This is a genomic window from Corynebacterium sp. CCUG 70398 (assembly GCF_024454055.1).
In the GTDB taxonomy this organism is placed as follows: Bacteria; Actinomycetota; Actinomycetes; order Mycobacteriales; family Mycobacteriaceae; genus Corynebacterium; species Corynebacterium genitalium.
The window spans coordinates 22,209-38,479 of the sequence record NZ_JAGPYZ010000006.1 but is presented as its reverse complement, the minus strand read 5'-3'; the positions used below and the strand labels follow the sequence as shown (position 1 = coordinate 38,479).

Annotated in this window: 14 protein-coding genes; 7 read left to right on the top strand and 7 right to left on the bottom strand. The window is 60.6% G+C overall.

Annotated elements, in window-relative coordinates; genetic code table 11:
- Positions 1-84: 84 nt before the first annotated feature.
- From KBX07_RS07835 to ribB, 3 genes are read right to left on the bottom strand one after another with little or no spacing between them, the layout of a single operon-like run.
- The gene (locus KBX07_RS07835) at positions 85-2,187 is read right to left on the bottom strand and encodes an MMPL family transporter (protein ID WP_005288235.1); all 2,103 of its coding nucleotides are present in this window, start codon (positions 2,185-2,187) and stop codon (positions 85-87) included.
- A gap of 2 nt (positions 2,188-2,189) precedes the next feature.
- Complete coding sequence (locus tag KBX07_RS07830; RefSeq protein WP_005288238.1) at positions 2,190-3,431, bottom strand: lysophospholipid acyltransferase family protein; 1,242 nt, start codon at positions 3,429-3,431, stop codon at positions 2,190-2,192.
- Positions 3,428-4,180 carry a 3,4-dihydroxy-2-butanone-4-phosphate synthase gene (gene ribB, locus KBX07_RS07825; protein WP_005288240.1) on the bottom strand — a complete coding sequence of 251 codons (753 nt, stop codon included), beginning with the start codon at positions 4,178-4,180 and terminating at the stop codon, positions 3,428-3,430. The genes KBX07_RS07830 and ribB overlap by 4 nt, the downstream gene beginning before the upstream one ends.
- 174 nt (positions 4,181-4,354) lie before the next feature.
- Between ribB and KBX07_RS07820 the strand changes: the two genes are divergently transcribed.
- From KBX07_RS07820 to KBX07_RS07810, 3 genes are all read left to right on the top strand, one after another.
- On the top strand, positions 4,355-4,774 hold the full coding sequence (locus KBX07_RS07820) for a hypothetical protein (RefSeq protein WP_256023673.1): 420 nt from the start codon (positions 4,355-4,357) through the stop codon (positions 4,772-4,774).
- A gap of 21 nt (positions 4,775-4,795) precedes the next feature.
- A complete protein-coding gene (locus KBX07_RS07815) occupies positions 4,796-5,284 on the top strand; it encodes a MarR family winged helix-turn-helix transcriptional regulator (RefSeq protein ID WP_005288248.1) in 489 nt (162 codons plus the stop codon).
- Between the two features lie 83 nt (positions 5,285-5,367).
- The gene (locus KBX07_RS07810) at positions 5,368-6,045 is read left to right on the top strand and encodes a GPP34 family phosphoprotein (RefSeq protein WP_005288251.1); all 678 of its coding nucleotides are present in this window, start codon (positions 5,368-5,370) and stop codon (positions 6,043-6,045) included.
- A gap of 15 nt (positions 6,046-6,060) precedes the next feature.
- Here the strand turns inward: KBX07_RS07810 and KBX07_RS07805 are convergent, their stop codons facing one another.
- From KBX07_RS07805 to KBX07_RS07795, 3 genes are all read right to left on the bottom strand, one after another.
- A complete protein-coding gene (locus KBX07_RS07805; protein WP_005288254.1) occupies positions 6,061-7,122 on the bottom strand; it encodes a biotin/lipoate A/B protein ligase family protein in 1,062 nt (353 codons plus the stop codon).
- Positions 7,119-7,643, bottom strand: a complete 525-nt coding sequence (locus tag KBX07_RS07800) for a type 1 glutamine amidotransferase domain-containing protein (RefSeq protein WP_005288257.1) — start codon at positions 7,641-7,643, stop codon at positions 7,119-7,121. Before KBX07_RS07800 ends, KBX07_RS07805 begins: the two co-directional genes overlap by 4 nt.
- A 68-nt stretch (positions 7,644-7,711) precedes the next feature.
- Positions 7,712-9,232 (bottom strand): AI-2E family transporter, encoded by a 1,521-nt coding sequence (locus KBX07_RS07795; RefSeq protein ID WP_005288260.1) that lies wholly within the window; start codon positions 9,230-9,232, stop codon positions 7,712-7,714.
- A 294-nt stretch (positions 9,233-9,526) separates the two neighbouring features.
- On the opposite strand from KBX07_RS07795, the gene dnaK reads away from it, so the two are divergent.
- The 4 genes from dnaK (at position 9,527) to KBX07_RS07775 (ending at position 13,904) form a co-directional block, all read left to right on the top strand.
- Positions 9,527-11,392 (top strand): molecular chaperone DnaK, encoded by a 1,866-nt coding sequence (dnaK, locus tag KBX07_RS07790; protein WP_005288264.1) that lies wholly within the window; start codon positions 9,527-9,529, stop codon positions 11,390-11,392.
- 9 nt (positions 11,393-11,401) lie between these two features.
- Complete coding sequence (gene grpE / locus KBX07_RS07785) at positions 11,402-12,142, top strand: nucleotide exchange factor GrpE (protein WP_256023671.1); 741 nt, start codon at positions 11,402-11,404, stop codon at positions 12,140-12,142.
- Positions 12,143-12,278: 136 nt separating this feature from the next.
- Entirely contained in the window at positions 12,279-13,478 is a 1,200-nt protein-coding gene (gene dnaJ, locus KBX07_RS07780) for a molecular chaperone DnaJ (RefSeq protein ID WP_256023669.1), read from the top strand.
- A gap of 24 nt (positions 13,479-13,502) precedes the next feature.
- Entirely contained in the window at positions 13,503-13,904 is a 402-nt protein-coding gene (locus KBX07_RS07775; protein WP_005288272.1) for a heat shock protein transcriptional repressor HspR, read from the top strand.
- Between the two features lie 605 nt (positions 13,905-14,509).
- Here KBX07_RS07775 and KBX07_RS07770 read toward each other — a convergent pair.
- A complete protein-coding gene (locus tag KBX07_RS07770) occupies positions 14,510-16,261 on the bottom strand; it encodes a pyruvate dehydrogenase (RefSeq protein WP_005288276.1) in 1,752 nt (583 codons plus the stop codon).
- Positions 16,262-16,271: the final 10 nt, after the last annotated feature.

Sequence of the window (16,271 nt, the reverse complement as noted above, 5' to 3'; positions counted from 1 at the left end):
GTGTTCGGTCCAGCGCCAGCAAGTCCGCACAGGAGTCTTGTCTGCGTCCAATCGCTTACTCACTGCACTGCGCGAACTAAGCGTCTAGTTAGAGCTCGTTGATTGGGTTTTGCCCCATACCTTCTCACCTAGCAAAGCGAGCGTTGCCGGCAGGAGGATGGGTCGAACGATGAGTGCGTCCAAAGCGACGGCCATCGCCAGCCCAAGGCCCAGCTCTTGAATGATGCTGATTTCAGCCACCATGAATGAGAGGAAAACTCCAATCATGATGATCGCGGCGGAGATGATGAGACGGGATGTGTGCGCAACTCCCTCCGCAATGGCATCGCGATGGGTTGAGCCGGAAGCGAACTGCTCTTTCATTCGTGAAGCCATCAACACCATGTAATCCATACTCAGGCCAAATACGATCGCGAACACGACGATCGGCGTCACACTGTTGATCGCTTCACCAGTTACGGCTTTCCACAGCAGGGATAGGCAACCCATCGCTGCGGAGACAACGAGACCGTTGAGCACGACCGCGAGTGTGGCTAGTCGCCACGACCGGAAAGCCCATCCAAGGAGAAGCAGCGAAATCAAGAGGACGAAACCCACGATCCAGGGAATGGACTTTTGGACCAGTCGATCAAAGTCGTCGCCCTGCGCTGTGGCGCCTGAGACGAAGGTGTCGGGGTACTCGTCTGCCGCTTTCTTGATATCCGCAACCATCTCGTGGGCGGCGTCGGAATCCGGTAAGTCCGTAGACGTAATGACGACCCTCTTATAGGCGCGTCCCTCTTTCTCGGCGCTCAATGGGTAGGGGGAATACTGCTCTGCAGGTGTTCCCGACGCGAATACCTGATCGACGTGTCGAACCTCTTCGATGTCCGCGAGGAATTCCTCGACTTCTGCATCGAGTTCTTGGGCTGACTGGCCCTCCGTCCCGGCGAACGTAACCATAGTGGGAAACAGCTCGCGGGCGTTGAGCTCAGATTCAATGATTTCGATCCCCTCGCGTGAGTCCATTCCTGCTGGGAGAATGGACGAGCTTGCTACGGGAACCTGGAGTTTGATGCTCGCCAGAGGGGTAGCGGCGATGAGCAATGGCACGGCGATCAACACGACTGCAAGCAAGGGCGATTTGAGCGGGAGGCTCGAAGTGCGTTTCTCCTTATCTTCCGGAGCTCGCATTGTTTTCTCGTATCCAGGGAGTTTGCCGAAGAAGAATCGGTCTCCCAGCAGCATAATTGCAGCTGGCACAAGAGTTGCCAACGCCAAAAGCGCGATGGACGTGACCACGATGCCAGCCATGGCAATCGAGCTGAAAACCATATTCCGAGCGATGAACAGAGCACATAGAGCGGCGATGACGCTCAAGCCGCCAAAGCGGATGGAATGCCCTGCGGTGTTGGTTGCTCGCCGCAGAGCGTCCTCAGGCGGATGTCCCGCGATAAGAAACTCCTTGTATCGAGCGATCAAGAACAAGCAGTAGTCCACCGAAACGGCCAAGCCGATAAGGGAGGCTGCGGTGATGTACATGTTGGAAACATCGAGGAACGAAGCTAGCAGGGTTCCGATGCCTTGCGTTCCAATAAGGCAAGCGCCTGCAACCAGGAGTGTCACCAGCGTAGGACCGACAGCTCTGTAGATGAGCAGCAGAACCAAAATGAGAAGTGGGAAGGCGATGATCTCCGCTCGCAAGGCATCTTGCTGGGACTGAATGTTCAAGTCGTAGTCCAAAGCGGGGGCTCCAGTCACATGGCTCGTGACATCTTCTCCTTCCACTGCTGTCTCGACTCTGTCACGGAGGTCAGGGATCATGTTTTGAGTCGTCGTATTATCAGCCGCTACGCCGACTTGGAGGATTTGGGTTTTCCCTGAATCAGAAGACAATGAGGCGAGCGCACGCCCATCGATGACTGAGTCGATGTTCGGCAGAGTTTCTATACCCGTCGAGACGTTGTCTAGCACTTCTGAAGAGATGCTGCTGTCGGAGTTCAGGACGACAGTGAGTTGATTCGCGGGATCGCCGAAGGCATGCTCGTTCACCTCTTGGCCGACAAAGGACGTCCCGTTCTCGTCGTTGAAGCCTCCGGCTTTCACGGCGCCGTTGAGCTGGAGTGCTCCAACTACCCCGAGCGCGGAAAGGAGCAACCACACTACGAGAATGAGCTTTGAGTACTTTTTTACGAGGCTTATGGGCATATTTAGTTTCTTTCCGATGCTGACTTGGCCGACGCAACCGCAGACGCGATCTTTTCTCGACGGAGATCGCCACGCGGATCATCGGCGGGGATGCTGTCCTCTGCTTGGCGGTAAGCCTCTATTGCGGCGTCAATGTCTCCAATTTTGAGGAACGACTCTGCGAGCCCCACGTACGATTGAGAGGTCATCTTTCCTCCGCGGGACACCGCCCGTTGGAACTGAGAGCGCGCTAAATTCGCTCCACCACCGAGCCAACGTGGCAGTGTTAAGGCGCTTCTTCCAGCGAGGTAAGCAGAAAAATCATCAGATCCGTCTAGGTCTGAAAGTAGAAGAGCCCGCTGGTTAACGATCGCGGCGCGTGCTGCAGTGCCTGCCGATGTGTGTGAGTTGAGGGCCTTGAAACCGGATAACCGGGTCTGCTGAACGGGGAGACTGAGGTCGCGGCGGGATGTTTTACGCGCGATGCGCAACAGCAATTCGACCCGCCGAACTACCGCCGGAGGAAGGGTTCCCTGGGGAGTGAGGTTCTCCCGCACTATAGTTTGCGCCAGTTCCACCATGCGGCTCACCGCGGCACCACGATCGGCTCCATTCGGATTCTTGCTTCGATCCTTTAGCTCAGCGACGATTTCAAACGCTTGGTCGCGCATTTGACGGGCGTTTTCTCGCTCATCACCCACCTCTGGCTGGACCAACGGCTCGCCGATGGAAACGGAGAAGAGACGGCGCCGCGGTACAGTAGCGCCTTTTGGTAGAACCTCTGCAAGTCCGGTCATTCCGATGGGTACGACGGGTGTGTTGTTCGCTAATGCCATGCGAAACGCGCCGGATTTGAAGGGCAGGAGTCCTTCGCCCACGTTGCGTGTGCCTTCTGGATAGAGCACGAGAGTGCCGCCGTCCTCGAGAACGTCTTGTGCGCGACGAAATACTTCTTCTCCTGGTGCGTCACGGTCGACTGGATAACAGTTCATCGACTCGTGCCAAACACGCGAAAGAAACGATTCGAATGCCTCGGCTTTGGTGGGGAACCACTCCTCGCCTCCGCGAACTGAGTTTGCCAGGGTCTTCGTAACGAAGTGGTCCATGTAACTGGAGTGATTGGCTACAAAAATGACCGGTCCGGTGCGTGGAATATTTTCCAAACCCTCGATGAAGCCGACGTGGTTCAGGACGAAGTCGTGGATTCGCGGCGTAGAAACTCGGCGGACAGTTTGACCAAGAAAGCTTGAATTGTAGTTCTTCACTGTGCGTCGCCTTTCAGCGTCTCGGCGATGGGAGTTCCGTCGGGTTTCTGGTCAATTCGGACTCCTGCGCGTACTTGTTCGTTCCGGTAGTCGCGCATGCGCTCGATGGTCGAGATGGAGATCCCGCGCTCTTTGCACCACGGGACGAGTTGAGGGAGTCGAAGCATTTCACCGTCATCACCGATGATTTCGATGATGACGCCAACTGGAGAGAAACCAGCCATTGCGGCCAGATCGCTTCCGGCCTCTGTGTGGCCGACTCGGGTGAGAACCCCGCCTTCGCGAGCGATGAGGGGGAAGATGTGCCCTGGACGGTGAAAGTCATTCTCGTTACCCCCGTTAGCTAGGAGCTGGACCGTTCGCGCTCTATCAGAGGCTGAAATACCTGTAGTGACCCCGTAGTCACCGGTCGCATCGCAAGAGACAGAGAATGCCGTGCCGAAATCGTCCTCGTTGGTTTTCACCATGGGGTGCAGATTCAACCGTTGTGCATGGTTTGCAGGCATTGGCACGCACAGCAACCCTCTGCCCTGCGTAATCATGAAGTTGATGGCCTCTGGAGTAGCAGCTTCAGCGGCCATGATCAGATCGCCTTCGTTCTCGCGGTCTTCGTCGTCGACAAGGACCACCATCTTGCCCGCCGCGACGTCGGAAACGATTTTCTCAATCGGGCTGAGTTCGGTTTCTGCGAAAAGGCGCTCGTCAGTCTTGTTGACGGATGCCTGTTCTTCGTGTGTTTGGAGCATCATGTTCCTTTCCGGTCCTAGATGTGGCAACATGCATGTTGCAACACGGAATGTAACCAGACGGGAAAACGTAGATCAACTTCTCTGAGCTGGGAATTTACTTGAAGTGGAAGTCGACCAGGCAGCGGGAATTAAATTTACTTGACCAAAGCACGTGTCTTGGATAATGTCGGTGACATGTCATTTAAAATCGAAAATAGTGCCGCCGTGACGATTCATGCCGGTGAGCGCGCCATTCTTGGGGTCGTGACGGACTTGGAACGCCTGCCCTCGTGGAATCCTGCTTTCAGCTTCGTGAGCCCGCGTCGTGCCGACGGTTCGCACGCGCTCACGGTGCAAAAAGTATTGAACGGTACGATCGTGGCCGCCGCGTCTGAGACTTCAACGGGCCACGTTGTCGACTTTGAAATTGATATTCCGGGTCTGCGCGAACATTCGTCTTTTCTGCTTGAATCCCAGTTGGATGGAACGACACGGGTTACTCATCGGATTAGGCAAGCCGGGACTCTGTCGGCCGTGATTGGGCAGCGAGAGGCGGCGTTGGTGCCCGGTAAGCGGTTAGCGCGATTGGCGCGTTTCCTCGAGACTGAAAGCTGACAACACGAGGGAAGGAATGACATGCCGTTAGAGCTATTCACTCATCCTGAGGAATTCCGTTATCTCATTCTCGCGCTCCAGCGCCAGGGGAGCCGACGGCTCAATCGGCTCTTCTCTGAGGTGGGTTTGACTCACTCCCAGGCGGAGGTCGTGGAAGTGCTAGGCGTTCATGGCCCAATTAGCACGAAAGAAGTTGGCCAGTATCTTGTCTGTGAATCCGGTAGCCCTAGCCGTTTGCTCGACGCGCTTGTTAGGAAAGGAATATCTGTCTCAGCACAGTCGACCGAGGACAAGCGTCTGACGCTTCATGCTCTCTCACCCAAAGGGCGTGAGCTTCTCACTCAGATCAAAGAGAAGAAAGTCGAGTTCGAATCCCAGTTAGCGGCCGAACTGCGAGCAGTGTCAGAGGCTCACGGGGGATCGGTGATCGAGGAACTTGTTGCACTTGTGTCGGATCCAGAGCTCAAGGGGGCTCTGCAGCGACGTTTTCCGCACCTCTATCACCCGTGATGCGAGGGAATGCGGCTTGTTGTTTACCGATTGCCGGATAGACTGGGGCGAGTTATATATCGACCATAGAAGGACTTTCCACCATGCTCGTCAGCGAAGCCCTCTTCCTGCTGCTCTCGGACAAATCCGCCCACGTCGAGGTGGGGGTGAGCCACCAGCGCGTGGCGTTGAACGGCGCGTTGCTGTGCGATCTGGTCGCAACCGGGCTGGTCGATGTGCATGCCGGTAAGAGCCCGAGCGTCTCGCTTGTCAACGGCGCCGTTGCCCGCTCCGAAGGTCACCCCGCCCTCGCTCACGGTGTGGCCCGTGTGGAGAAGAAGGGGCACCCGAGCGTGTACTCGCTGCTCAATTCCCGGAAGTTCGCCAAGAAGGAAGCCATTGCCCAGCGACTCATTGAAGAGGGTGTGCTCGACGAGGAGCGCGCGGGATTCTTGGGCCTGCACTGGCAGCGCTTCCCGGAAAAGGATGAGACCATCGAGAAGGCCATGCGCCAGCGCTACCGCGACATCTTCCTGGGCAAGGAGGAGCCGCGCCCGGAGGAAGCAATGGTCATTCTTCTGCTGAAGAACACCGGCGAGCTGCGCCGCCAGTTCCTCGGCGAAATCGAGGGCATTCCATTCAATGACCTGCGTATGCGGGTGAAGCAGATCGATCGACAGGTGCTGGACGCAGGCACCTTCGAGAATGTCGACGGAATCAACACGGTGCTGCTATCGGTCGCCAGCGCCGCCGCTGTGGAAGAAGCGGCGGCATCTAGCTAACCGTAGTAGCGCCAGCTACGGGACGCGGTGCGTCCACTCCTCGGTGCTGAACTTGGTGTCCACGAGGTGCTGGGCTGCGGCCAAATCATCGTCGCTAAGCGCGCCGACCTCTGCGGGGTAGCGCGCTATGAACGTGTCCATGAGCGCCTGGATGACTTCCTGGCGCGGGACACCTGTCTGGCGGCGCAGCGGGTCAACACGCTTGGCGGCGGACTGCACGCCCTTAGACGACAGTTTCACCTTGCCCACGCGCAGGACATCCATCATCTTGTCGGCGTTGATGTCGTAAGACATCGTCGTGTGGTGCAGGATCGCGCCAGGGATGCGCTTTTGCGCAGCACCGCCGATCTTGCCGCCGTCGGAGGTGATGTCGTTGATCGGCACGTACCAAGCGTTCACGCCGAGCGACTGCAGCCCGGCCAGGACCCATGCATCGAGGTACTGGTAGCTGTCCACGTAGGACAGGCCGCGCACGATGTCGTCGGGCAGGTACATGGAGTAGGTGACGCAGTTGCCGCCCTCCATGAACATCGCCCCGCCGCCGGAGATGCGGCGCACAGGCACGATGCCGTGCTTCTCAATGCCCTCTGGATCCAACTCGTTCTGGAAGGACTGGTAGGAACCGAAGACAACAGCCTTGTCCTCCCATTCCCAAAAACGCAGGATCGGGCCCTTGCGCCCAGCAGCGACCTCTTCGAGCAGGTACTGGTCCAGCGCCACGTTGATTGGGGTGGGCAAAACGGGGGAGTGGATGACCGTCCACTCGTAGTCGGTGAGGTCTTTGGCGTCGAGGACCGCGCGCCGAGTGACGATGGCCACATCCTTCGTGGAAAAACCGTGGAGCGCGAGGTCATCGAAGCGAGAAAGCTCTGTGTCAAGGCGTTTGCACAGATCGTCGGCGGTCTCGGTGACTGATGCGCCGACGAGGGCGCGGTTGATCGCGTCGTACGCCTCCTCCGGCTCGAGGAAGAAATCGCCGGAGATGCGCGCATCCGTGATCGTCGTGCCGTCTTCTTGGACGTCCGCGACGACGAGCTTGCCTCCGGCGACCTTCACCTCAAAGTGGTGGGAGGTCACTTAGCGAACTCCTCGATGATGGCCTTGTTGAAAGCAGGGAGGTCATCGGGGGTGCGCGAAGAGACGATGCGCTTATCGACGACTACCTCTTCATCAACCCACGTCGCCCCAGCGTTCGACAGGTCGGTCTTGAGGGAAGGGTAAGAGGTCATGCGCACACCGGAGACAGCTTCTGCGTCGGTGAGGATCCAGCCGCCGTGGCAGATCACGCCGACGGGCTTGCCGGCCTGGGTGAACTCGCGGACGAGCTTCACAGCAGCCTCGTCCGTGCGGATCTGGTCAGCGTTGGAGGTGCCACCCGGCAGCAGCAGTGCGTCGTAATCGGCTGCGTTGGCCTCGGAGGTAGTCAGGTCGACAGAGACCTCGGTGCCGTTCTTGCCCTCGATGGAGCCGGACTCGGTGGACACGACTACGGTGGCCGCGCCTGCCTCGTGCACGGCATCGCGCGGGCTGGTCAGCTCAGAGTCTTCAAAGTTGTTGGTGGAAAGGATGGCAATGGTCTTGTTCTCCAGAGTGCTCATGCCAATCCAGGGTATAGAAAAAGGCCAGCCCGGGGGCTGGCCTTTCAGGGGAAGCGCGGATAAGCAGTTTAAACGTCGTCGCTATCGAGGTCGCGCTTGCGCCCCTTGTCGGACGAGACGGCTTCCTTGGACAGGGCGCGGGATTCGCCCGGCGTCTCCTCGTCGTAGGTCTTCATCGTATCGTGCGGGACCTTGGTGGAGCCGAGCTTGCCCGCTTCCTCGTCGAGCTGGGTCTGGCCCTTGCGGCGACCGAGGGAGCGCATGCGGTCGCGCACAGCCAGGTAGGCTTCGCGGGAATCCAGCGTTTGGGATTGCTGGGTGGCTATCTGTATGTCATCGGCTGTGATCTCTCCGCTGCGGAGCGACACCATCTCAGCCCAGTAGCGGAACCAGACGGCCACGACAGCAGCCACCGGGACAGCCAAGAATGCGCCGATGATGCCGAAGACCGTACCGCCGACGGCGACAGCCAAGAGAACAATCGCCGCGTGCAGGCCCATCGCCTGGGACTGCAGCACCGGCTGGAGCACGTTGCCCTCCAGCTGCTGGACCAGGATGACCAGCGCAAGCACGAGAAGCGCCTTAGTCACGCCGCCGGAGACCAGGGCAACAACGACCGCTAGGGCACCGGCAGTGAACGCACCGATGATCGGGATGAAGCCACCGAAGAAGGTGATCACAGCCAGCACCGGCGCCAGCGGAACGCCCAGCAGGACCAGGCCCAGGCCGATGAAAATAGCGTCCACCAGGGACACGATTGCCTGGGTGCGGATGAAGCCGGACAGGGTGTTCCAGGAGCGCATGAGCACCTCAGTCAGGTGCCAGCCAGCCTTCACGCCGGTGTACTTGCGCAGCCACGGCAGGAAGCGGTCACCGTCCTTAAGGAAGAAGAAGGTGAGCACCAGCATCAGTGCCAACGTCGTACCGATGGAAGCAACCGCGCCCACACCCGTGACCACCCCGGACGCGATGTTGGAGGCTTGGCCGCGGACGAAGTCGCCCGCCTGGCTGATGGCCTGCTCAATCTGGCTGGTGTCCACGTCGAACGGGGCGGAGGTTTCCACCCAGTCCAGGATGCGCTGGACACCCTCTTCGGCCTGGTGGTAGAGCTCCACCGACTGCGTCTTGATCGTCGGGGCCATTGCGGCGAACAGGCCGCCGATCGCGCCGAAGAAAGCGAGCAGAACGATGAAGACGGCCAGCGCGCCGGGCACCTTGTGGTTGCGCAGCCAGCGGACAGGCGGCCACAACACCGTGCAGAAGATCAGCGCGAGCAACAGCGGCAGTACGCCGACCCACACGAAGCCGATGATCTTGAACAGGAATGCCGTCGCAATGACGACGACAATGAAACGCAGCGCCCACGCCGCCGCCGACTTGCCGTCGCTGGCGATGACCTGGCCGCGGTCGATCGGTTCGTGGGACATCTCCAGTGCCGCGTCGGCGGGAGTGGGGAGGGTCTTCGGCTCCTCAAGCGAGTCGAGGAGGGTGTCGGCGAAATCCCCACCGGTGTTCTTGCCGGTGGTGCCGTCCTTGTTCGAATTATTCACGCCTGTGCATTCTGCCAGAGTGGGCGATTTTGTCCACATCGAATGTGGGCGCATTCCGTAACGGTTCGGCGACAGTCATGATGCACCAGCGTTCACCGGGTGTGGGGGAGGTGGCGTCGACAAGCGCGCGTGATCAGCGGGAACGAAGAAAGTTGAGCGAACCGGGAACAACTTTGTGTGGCTGCAGGTTGTGGAGATTGAGTGAGTCAAGCTCAACTCTTCGCAGCGGTGTCACGCTCGAGTGGTACAGTGGCCCGCAGAAGTTGAGCGACGAGCAATCAACTCACAGAGAAACACTGATAAACGCACCTTGACACAGGAGGACATCACACAATGGGACGCGCAGTAGGTATTGACCTCGGTACGACGAACTCGGTCGTTTCCGTTCTTGAGGGCGGCGAGCCCGTCGTTATCGCGAACGCTGAGGGGTCGCGCACCACTCCGTCGGTCGTCGCTTTTGCGAAGAACGGCGAGATTCTCGTCGGCCAGTCCGCAAAGAACCAGGCCGTGACCAACGTTGACCGCACCATCCGCTCGGTGAAGCGCCACATGGGCGACAACGACTGGAACGTTGACATCGACGATAAGAAGTACACCCCGCAGGAAATCTCCGCCCGCACGCTGATGAAGCTCAAGCGTGATGCGGAGGCATACCTGGGTGACGAGGTCACTGATGCCGTCATTACCGTTCCGGCCTACTTCGAGGACGCACAGCGCCAGGCCACCAAGGAGGCCGGCCAGATCGCAGGCCTGAACGTGCTGCGCATCGTCAACGAGCCGACCGCGGCTGCTCTCGCTTACGGCCTGGAGAAGGCTGACACCGAGCAGACCATCCTCGTGTTCGACCTGGGTGGCGGTACCTTCGACGTCTCCCTGCTGGAGATCGGCGACGGTGTCGTCGAGGTGCTGGCTACCGCCGGCGACAACGAGCTCGGTGGTGATGACTGGGATCAGCGCATCGTCGATTGGCTCGTGGAGAAGTTCAAGGCTCAGCACAGCATCGACCTGACCAAGGACAAGATGGCTCTGCAGCGTCTGCGCGAGGCTGCTGAGAAGGCGAAGATTGAGCTGTCGTCCGCTCAACAGGCATCCATCAACCTGCCGTACATCACGGTTGACGCTGACAAGAACCCGCTGTTCCTGGATGAGAATCTCACCCGCACCGAGTTCCAAAAGATCACCTCTGACCTGCTTGACCGCACCAAGGAGCCGTTCAACCAGGTGATCAAGGACGCTTCCATGTCCGTCGGCGACATCGACCAGGTCGTCCTCGTCGGTGGTTCCACCCGTATGCCGGCTGTGTCCGCCCTGGTTGAGGAGCTCACCGGCAACGTGCCGAACAAGTCCGTCAACCCGGACGAGGTCGTGGCCCTCGGCGCTGCCCTGCAGGCTGGTGTCTTGCGCGGCGACGTCAAGGACGTGCTGCTTCTCGACGTCACCCCGCTCTCCCTCGGCATTGAGACCAAGGGCGGCGTGATGACCAAGCTGATCGAGCGCAACACCACCATCCCTCACAAGAAGTCCGAGACCTTCACCACCGCTGAAGACAACCAGCCGTCGGTGCAGATTCAGGTCTTCCAGGGTGAGCGCGAGATGGCGTCGGCCAACAAGCTGCTCGGCTCCTTCGAGCTCGGCGGCATCGCTCCGGCACCGCGCGGTGTTCCGCAGATCGAGGTCACCTTCGACATCGACGCCAACGGCATCGTCTCCGTGTCCGCCAAGGACAAGGGCACCGGCAAGGAGAACACGATCAAGATCCAGGAAGGCTCCGGCCTGTCCCAGGACGAGATCGACCGGATGATCAAGGACGCGGAGGCTCACGCTGACGAGGACAAGGCTCGCCGCGAGGAGCAGGAGACCCGCAACAACGCGGAGTCCATGGCCTACCAGACCCGCAAGTTCCTGGACGAGAACTCCGACAAGATCTCCGAGGACATCCGCACCAAGGTCACCGCAGCTGCCGATGAGGTCGACGAAGCGCTCAAGGGCGAGGACATCGACGCCATCAAGACAGCCGTGGAGAAGCTGTCCACCGAGTCCCAGGAGATGGGCAAGGCCATCTACGAGGCTGACGCTAACGCCGGTGCTACCCAGGCAGGCGCTGCGCCGGAGGCTGACGACAACGTTGTCGACGCTGAGGTTGTCGAAGAGGACGACGCTGACAACACCGACAACGCTGACGACTCCCGGAACAACTAAGGAGCAACCATGACGAACCCGCACGAGCAGATGCCCGACAACCCGGGTGCGCCCGAAGCGACCGACGAGGAGTACATCTCCCCGGACCAGACCGAAACCTTGGCTGAAGAAGCGGCTGAGGCTGAGGCCCTGGATTCCGAGGACCCCCTCGCCGACCCGGCGGTAGACAAGGAAATCGACGAGGCATTCGCCGAAGGTGAAGGCATTGACCGTGAGGTCAACCGCGACGTCGACGGCGACGGCACCGTCAGCGACTTGGAGCTCCAGCTCGCCGAGCGCACGGAGGACCTCCAGCGCGTGAGCGCCGAGTACGCCAACTACCGCCGCCGCACCGACCGCGAGCGCGCACAAATCGCTGACACCGCCAAAGCCAAGGTCGTCGCGCAGCTGCTTCCGCTTATCGACGATCTCGAGCTCGCAAAACAGCACGGCGACCTGGCCGAAGGACCCCTGAAGGCGTTCAGCGACAACCTCCGCGGCGTGCTGGACAGCCAGAACGTGCAGGGTTTCGGTGCCGAGGGCGACGCCTTCGACCCGGAGATCCACGAAGCTGTGCAGGACCTGTCCACCGGCGACACGAAGGTCATCGGGACGGTGCTGCGCAAGGGCTACAAGATCGGCGACAAGCTGATCCGCAACGCGATGGTCATCATCGCCGACCCGGCTGAGGGGGCTGGCCCTAATTCGGCTGGCTCCGCCGATGAGGCTGGTCTGGCTGGCTCGCCTGGCACGGACGCCCCGACGGAGTAGCTGGGTGATGCGGCCGGAGGGGAAGCGTCGATAAGCAGAAAGCTTTCCCCCTGGCCGCTTCTTTATTTAGTAACGAATTTATTGAGCGAAACTACACTTAGAAAGTAAACCTCTGAGACGAAAGGAGGGGGTGCACATGGCTATGCAGCAAGAATGGGCCAACAAGGACTATTACGGCGACCTGGGGCTGAGCAAGTCTGCCTCCGCGGCCGATATTAAAAAGGCCTACCGCAAACTCGCCCGGGAGTACCACCCGGACTCCAACCCCGGCAACAAGGCGGCCGAGGACAAGTTCAAGCGGGTCGCCGAAGCCTACGACGTCATCGGCGACGAAGCGAAGCGCAAAGAATACGACGAATTCAAGAAGATGATGGACTCCGGAGGCTTCATGCGCTTCGGGGGGAAAGGAGGCTCGGGTTTCCCGGGCGGGTTTCGCAGCACGGAACAAGACTTCACCACATCAGACTTCGGATTCGGAGAAGCGTTTGGACAGGGCGGAGGATTTTCTGCGGAAGGCGGTCTTGGTGACCTCTTCGGTGGCCTCTTTAACCGCGGCGGCGGCACTGGCAGGGGTGCTCGGCCGACGCGGGGGGCCGATGTCGAAACGCAAATAGAACTCGACTTCCGCGAAGCCGTCAAAGGCACCACCATCCCCGTCGAGCTGACTGGTGAAGCGCCGTGCACCGACTGCCACGGCTCCGGGTCGAAGACCGGCAAGACCTCAACGTGCCCGGACTGCTCTGGCACCGGGTTTGTCAGCGAGCAGAAGGGCGCGTTCGGGATGTCCCGGCCGTGCACCCGTTGCGGCGGCACCGGCCAGGTCGTTGAGGACCCGTGCCCGACATGCGGCGGCACCGGCACCACCCACCGGACTAGGTCAATCACCGTGCGGATTCCCGCCGGCGTGATCGACGGCCAAAAGGTCCGCCTGGCCGGCCAAGGCGAGGCAGGACCGAACGGAACCCCGGCCGGCGACCTTTTCGTCTACGTCACCGTCCACCCCGACAAGGTGTTCACCCGCAACGGCGACGACCTCGCAGTCACCGTGCCCGTCAGCTTCTGCGAGCTAGCCCTCGGCGGCACCGTCACCGTGCCCACCCTGGACAACCCCGTCAAGGTCAAAGTGCCGGCCGGCACACCCAACGGCCGCACGCTGCGTGTGAAAGGCCGCGGCGTGCCCAAGAAATCTGGCAACGCTGGCGACCTCATGGTCACCGTCGAAGTCACCGTGCCGAAGAACCTCGACGCCACCGCCTCCAGCGCCCTGCGCGCCTACGCCCAGGCCGAAAAGGACTCCGGCTTCAACCCCCGCGCGGGCTGGGCCGGAGCCGTTTAGGAAAGGAGGTGACGCACAGTGCCAATGGATGAGGAATACTACGTCATCTCCGTCGCCGCCGAACTGACCGGAATGCACGCCCAAACCCTGCGCACCTACGACAGGATGGGCCTGGTCACCCCGATGCGCACCTCCGGCGGCGGGCGCCGCTACTCCGAACGCGACATCAACCGGCTACGGACCATCCAGCGCCTGTCGCAGGAAGAGGGGGTGAACCTCGCAGGCATCAAGACCATCATCAGCCTCAGCGAGCGTATCGACGAGCTCGAGGACGAAAACACCGAACTCAAACAGCTCCTCGCACAGGAGAAGCGCGAAAAGCGGCGCGGCGGCGAACTCGTCCACGTGCCCCGCTCCACGGCGGTGGTGGCGTGGTCGCGAAACACTCGCCGGAGTCGGACCTCGTCCACCCAGCAGCAGCAATAGCGGTCGGGACTGGGGCTGGCGCTGGGGTTGCGGCTGGGGGACTTTGCCCCCTCAGCAGTCCCAGCGGTCCCCATTGGCCCCTGTGCCCGCAATTGTGGGATGCGGGGGCCTTTTGCGGTCTTGTCTCGGGTTCGTCTTGGGTTCGATTGAGGGCCGCTTGGGTCGCGGTTGTGCAAAAGATAACAAACCCGATTCCTGTCTAGAGCTGTCTGTGCAGTTAGAGAGCTTTTCGGGGGGTAAATCGAATTCGAGTTTGTCATCTTTTGCACAAGGCCCCGTGCGATCGCTCGATCGGGCCTAGCCCGTGCCCAACTTGGACCTAGCTCGGACCTAGCCCGGGCCACGCTGCCCGGCGTGCGCAATAGTTTACGTGCCGGGTTCACTAAAATTGTGTTTGTGCAGGTGGGCGAGCCAGAGGTCTGTAAATCGAAATCGAGTTTGTCAACTTTTCCGCACGTGAACCCCAAGGGGCGCACTAAACCCACACGCGCACCGCAATTGGCGCACGCCGCACGCGCACCCTAGGCACTCGCGCGGGGCCGCCTCAGAACCCAAAAAGAGGGCCAGCCACAAGGCTGACCCTCTCCGAGAACTAGCTCACCAAGCTAGAACTCGATCGCTGCCGCACCCTTGATGTTGCGGAGGTTAGAGCGTGCGAGCTCGACCATGTTGCCGATGCCACCGTCGAGAACGGTCTTGACTGCGGACTCGGTGAAGCCCTTGATCATGGCCCAGTCGAAGTTGGGCGGCAGGGACAGGGCGTCGGGGTCGGTGACGATGTCGACCAGCACCGGGCCGTCGTGGGCGAGGGCCTTCTTCAGGGTCTTCTCCAGGTCCTGCGGCTTTTCTACGCGGAAGGAGGTGATGCCCACGGCGGAGGCGATGTCGGCGTAGTTGACGCCGTCGTGGTCGGTCTGGAATTCCTTCAGGCCGGCGACCATCATCTCGAGCTTGACCATGCCCAGGGACGAGTTGTTGAACACCATCATCTTGACCGGCAGCTCGTGCTGTTTGACGGTGATGAGCTCGGACAGCAGCATCGAGACGCCGCCGTCACCGGAGAAGGTGATCACCTGGCGGTCACGGTCGGCGGCCTGAGCGCCGATGGCTTGCGGCACAGCATTGGCCATGGTGCCGTGGCGGAAGGATGCGAGCTCATCCTTCTTGCCGTTCGGGGTGATGTAGCGGGCGGCCCAGACGTTGCACATGCCGGTGTCGACGGTGAAGAGGGCGTCTTCGTCGGCAAGTTCGTCGATGAGGTTGGCGGCGTACTCGGGGTGGATCGGGGTGGCCTTGTCGTTCGGGCCGTAGTTGTCGATCACGTTCTCGAGCAGGCGCGCGTGCTCCTTGAGCATCTTGTCCAGGAACGTGCGGTCCTTCTTCTCCTCGATGTGGGGGAGGATGTTCTCGATGACGCTCTTGACGTCGCCGACAACGGGGTACTGCACCTTGGTGCGGCGGCCCATGTTCTCGGCCTTGATGTCGATCTGGGCCACGTTGCCGGTGGGTAGCCAGTCGTTGTAGGGGAAGTCGGTGCCCACCAGGATGAGCAGGTCGGCTTCGTGGGATGCGTCGTAGCACGCGCCGTAGCCGAGCAGGCCGTTCATGCCTACGTCGAACGGGTTGTCGTACTGGATGTGCATCTTGCCGCCGAAGGAGTGGCCGATGGGAGCCTTGACCTTCTCGGCGAGCTGGAGGACTTCTTCGCGGGCGTTTTTGACGCCGACGCCGCAGAAGAGGGTCACGGTGTCTGCGTCGTTAATAGCTTGGACCAGCGCTGCAGCTTCGCCGGAGTCCGGGAAAACGCGCTTGTCGGTGCCGCGTGCGATGGTGGATTCGAGCAGCGGCACGTCGGCTGCGTCCTGGCTAGCGATGTCGCCGGGCATGACGAAGACGGATACGCCGTTGCCCGCCATCGTGGACTGGATCGCGTGGTGCAGGATGCGCGCGCCCTGGGCGGCGGAGTTAGCCATCTCGCAGTAGCCGGAGCACTCCTGGAAGATCTTCTCCGGGTGGGTTTCCTGGAAGAATTTGGAGCCGATCTCCTGGCTGGGGATGTGGGACGCAATGGCGAGCACCTTGTTGCCGTTGCGGTGAGAGTCATAAAGGCCCTGGATAAGGTGAGTGTTGCCCGGGCCGCAGGAGGCGGCACATACAGCGAGCTCGCCGGTCACGGAGGACTCAGCGCCGGCTGCGAATGCGGCAGCTTCCTCGTTGCGGACGTGAATCCACTCGATGTTGCTCTCCGCGACCGCGTCCGAGACGGGGTTGAGCGAGTCGCCGACAATGCCGTAAATGCGCTTAACGCCGTTCTTTTCTAGCGTTTCCACGATCTGGTGCGCGAAATCTTTAGCCATAAAAAATTCC

Excerpts from the sequence above, each read along its gene's own strand:
- KBX07_RS07835 (WP_005288235.1), bottom strand. The coding sequence starts at position 2,187 with ATGCCCATAAGCCTCGTAAAAAAGTACTCAAAGCTCATTCTCGTAGTG.
- ribB (WP_005288240.1), bottom strand. The coding sequence starts at position 4,180 with ATGATGCTCCAAACACACGAAGAACAGGCATCCGTCAACAAGACTGAC.
- KBX07_RS07820 (WP_256023673.1), top strand. The coding sequence starts at position 4,355 with ATGTCATTTAAAATCGAAAATAGTGCCGCCGTGACGATTCATGCCGGT.
- KBX07_RS07815 (WP_005288248.1), top strand. The coding sequence starts at position 4,796 with ATGCCGTTAGAGCTATTCACTCATCCTGAGGAATTCCGTTATCTCATT.
- KBX07_RS07810 (WP_005288251.1), top strand. The coding sequence starts at position 5,368 with ATGCTCGTCAGCGAAGCCCTCTTCCTGCTGCTCTCGGACAAATCCGCC.
- KBX07_RS07800 (WP_005288257.1), bottom strand. The coding sequence starts at position 7,643 with ATGAGCACTCTGGAGAACAAGACCATTGCCATCCTTTCCACCAACAAC.
- KBX07_RS07795 (WP_005288260.1), bottom strand. The coding sequence starts at position 9,232 with ATGTGGACAAAATCGCCCACTCTGGCAGAATGCACAGGCGTGAATAAT.
- dnaK (WP_005288264.1), top strand. The coding sequence starts at position 9,527 with ATGGGACGCGCAGTAGGTATTGACCTCGGTACGACGAACTCGGTCGTT.
- grpE (WP_256023671.1), top strand. The coding sequence starts at position 11,402 with ATGACGAACCCGCACGAGCAGATGCCCGACAACCCGGGTGCGCCCGAA.
- dnaJ (WP_256023669.1), top strand. The coding sequence starts at position 12,279 with ATGGCTATGCAGCAAGAATGGGCCAACAAGGACTATTACGGCGACCTG.
- KBX07_RS07775 (WP_005288272.1), top strand. The coding sequence starts at position 13,503 with ATGGATGAGGAATACTACGTCATCTCCGTCGCCGCCGAACTGACCGGA.
- KBX07_RS07770 (WP_005288276.1), bottom strand. The coding sequence starts at position 16,261 with ATGGCTAAAGATTTCGCGCACCAGATCGTGGAAACGCTAGAAAAGAAC.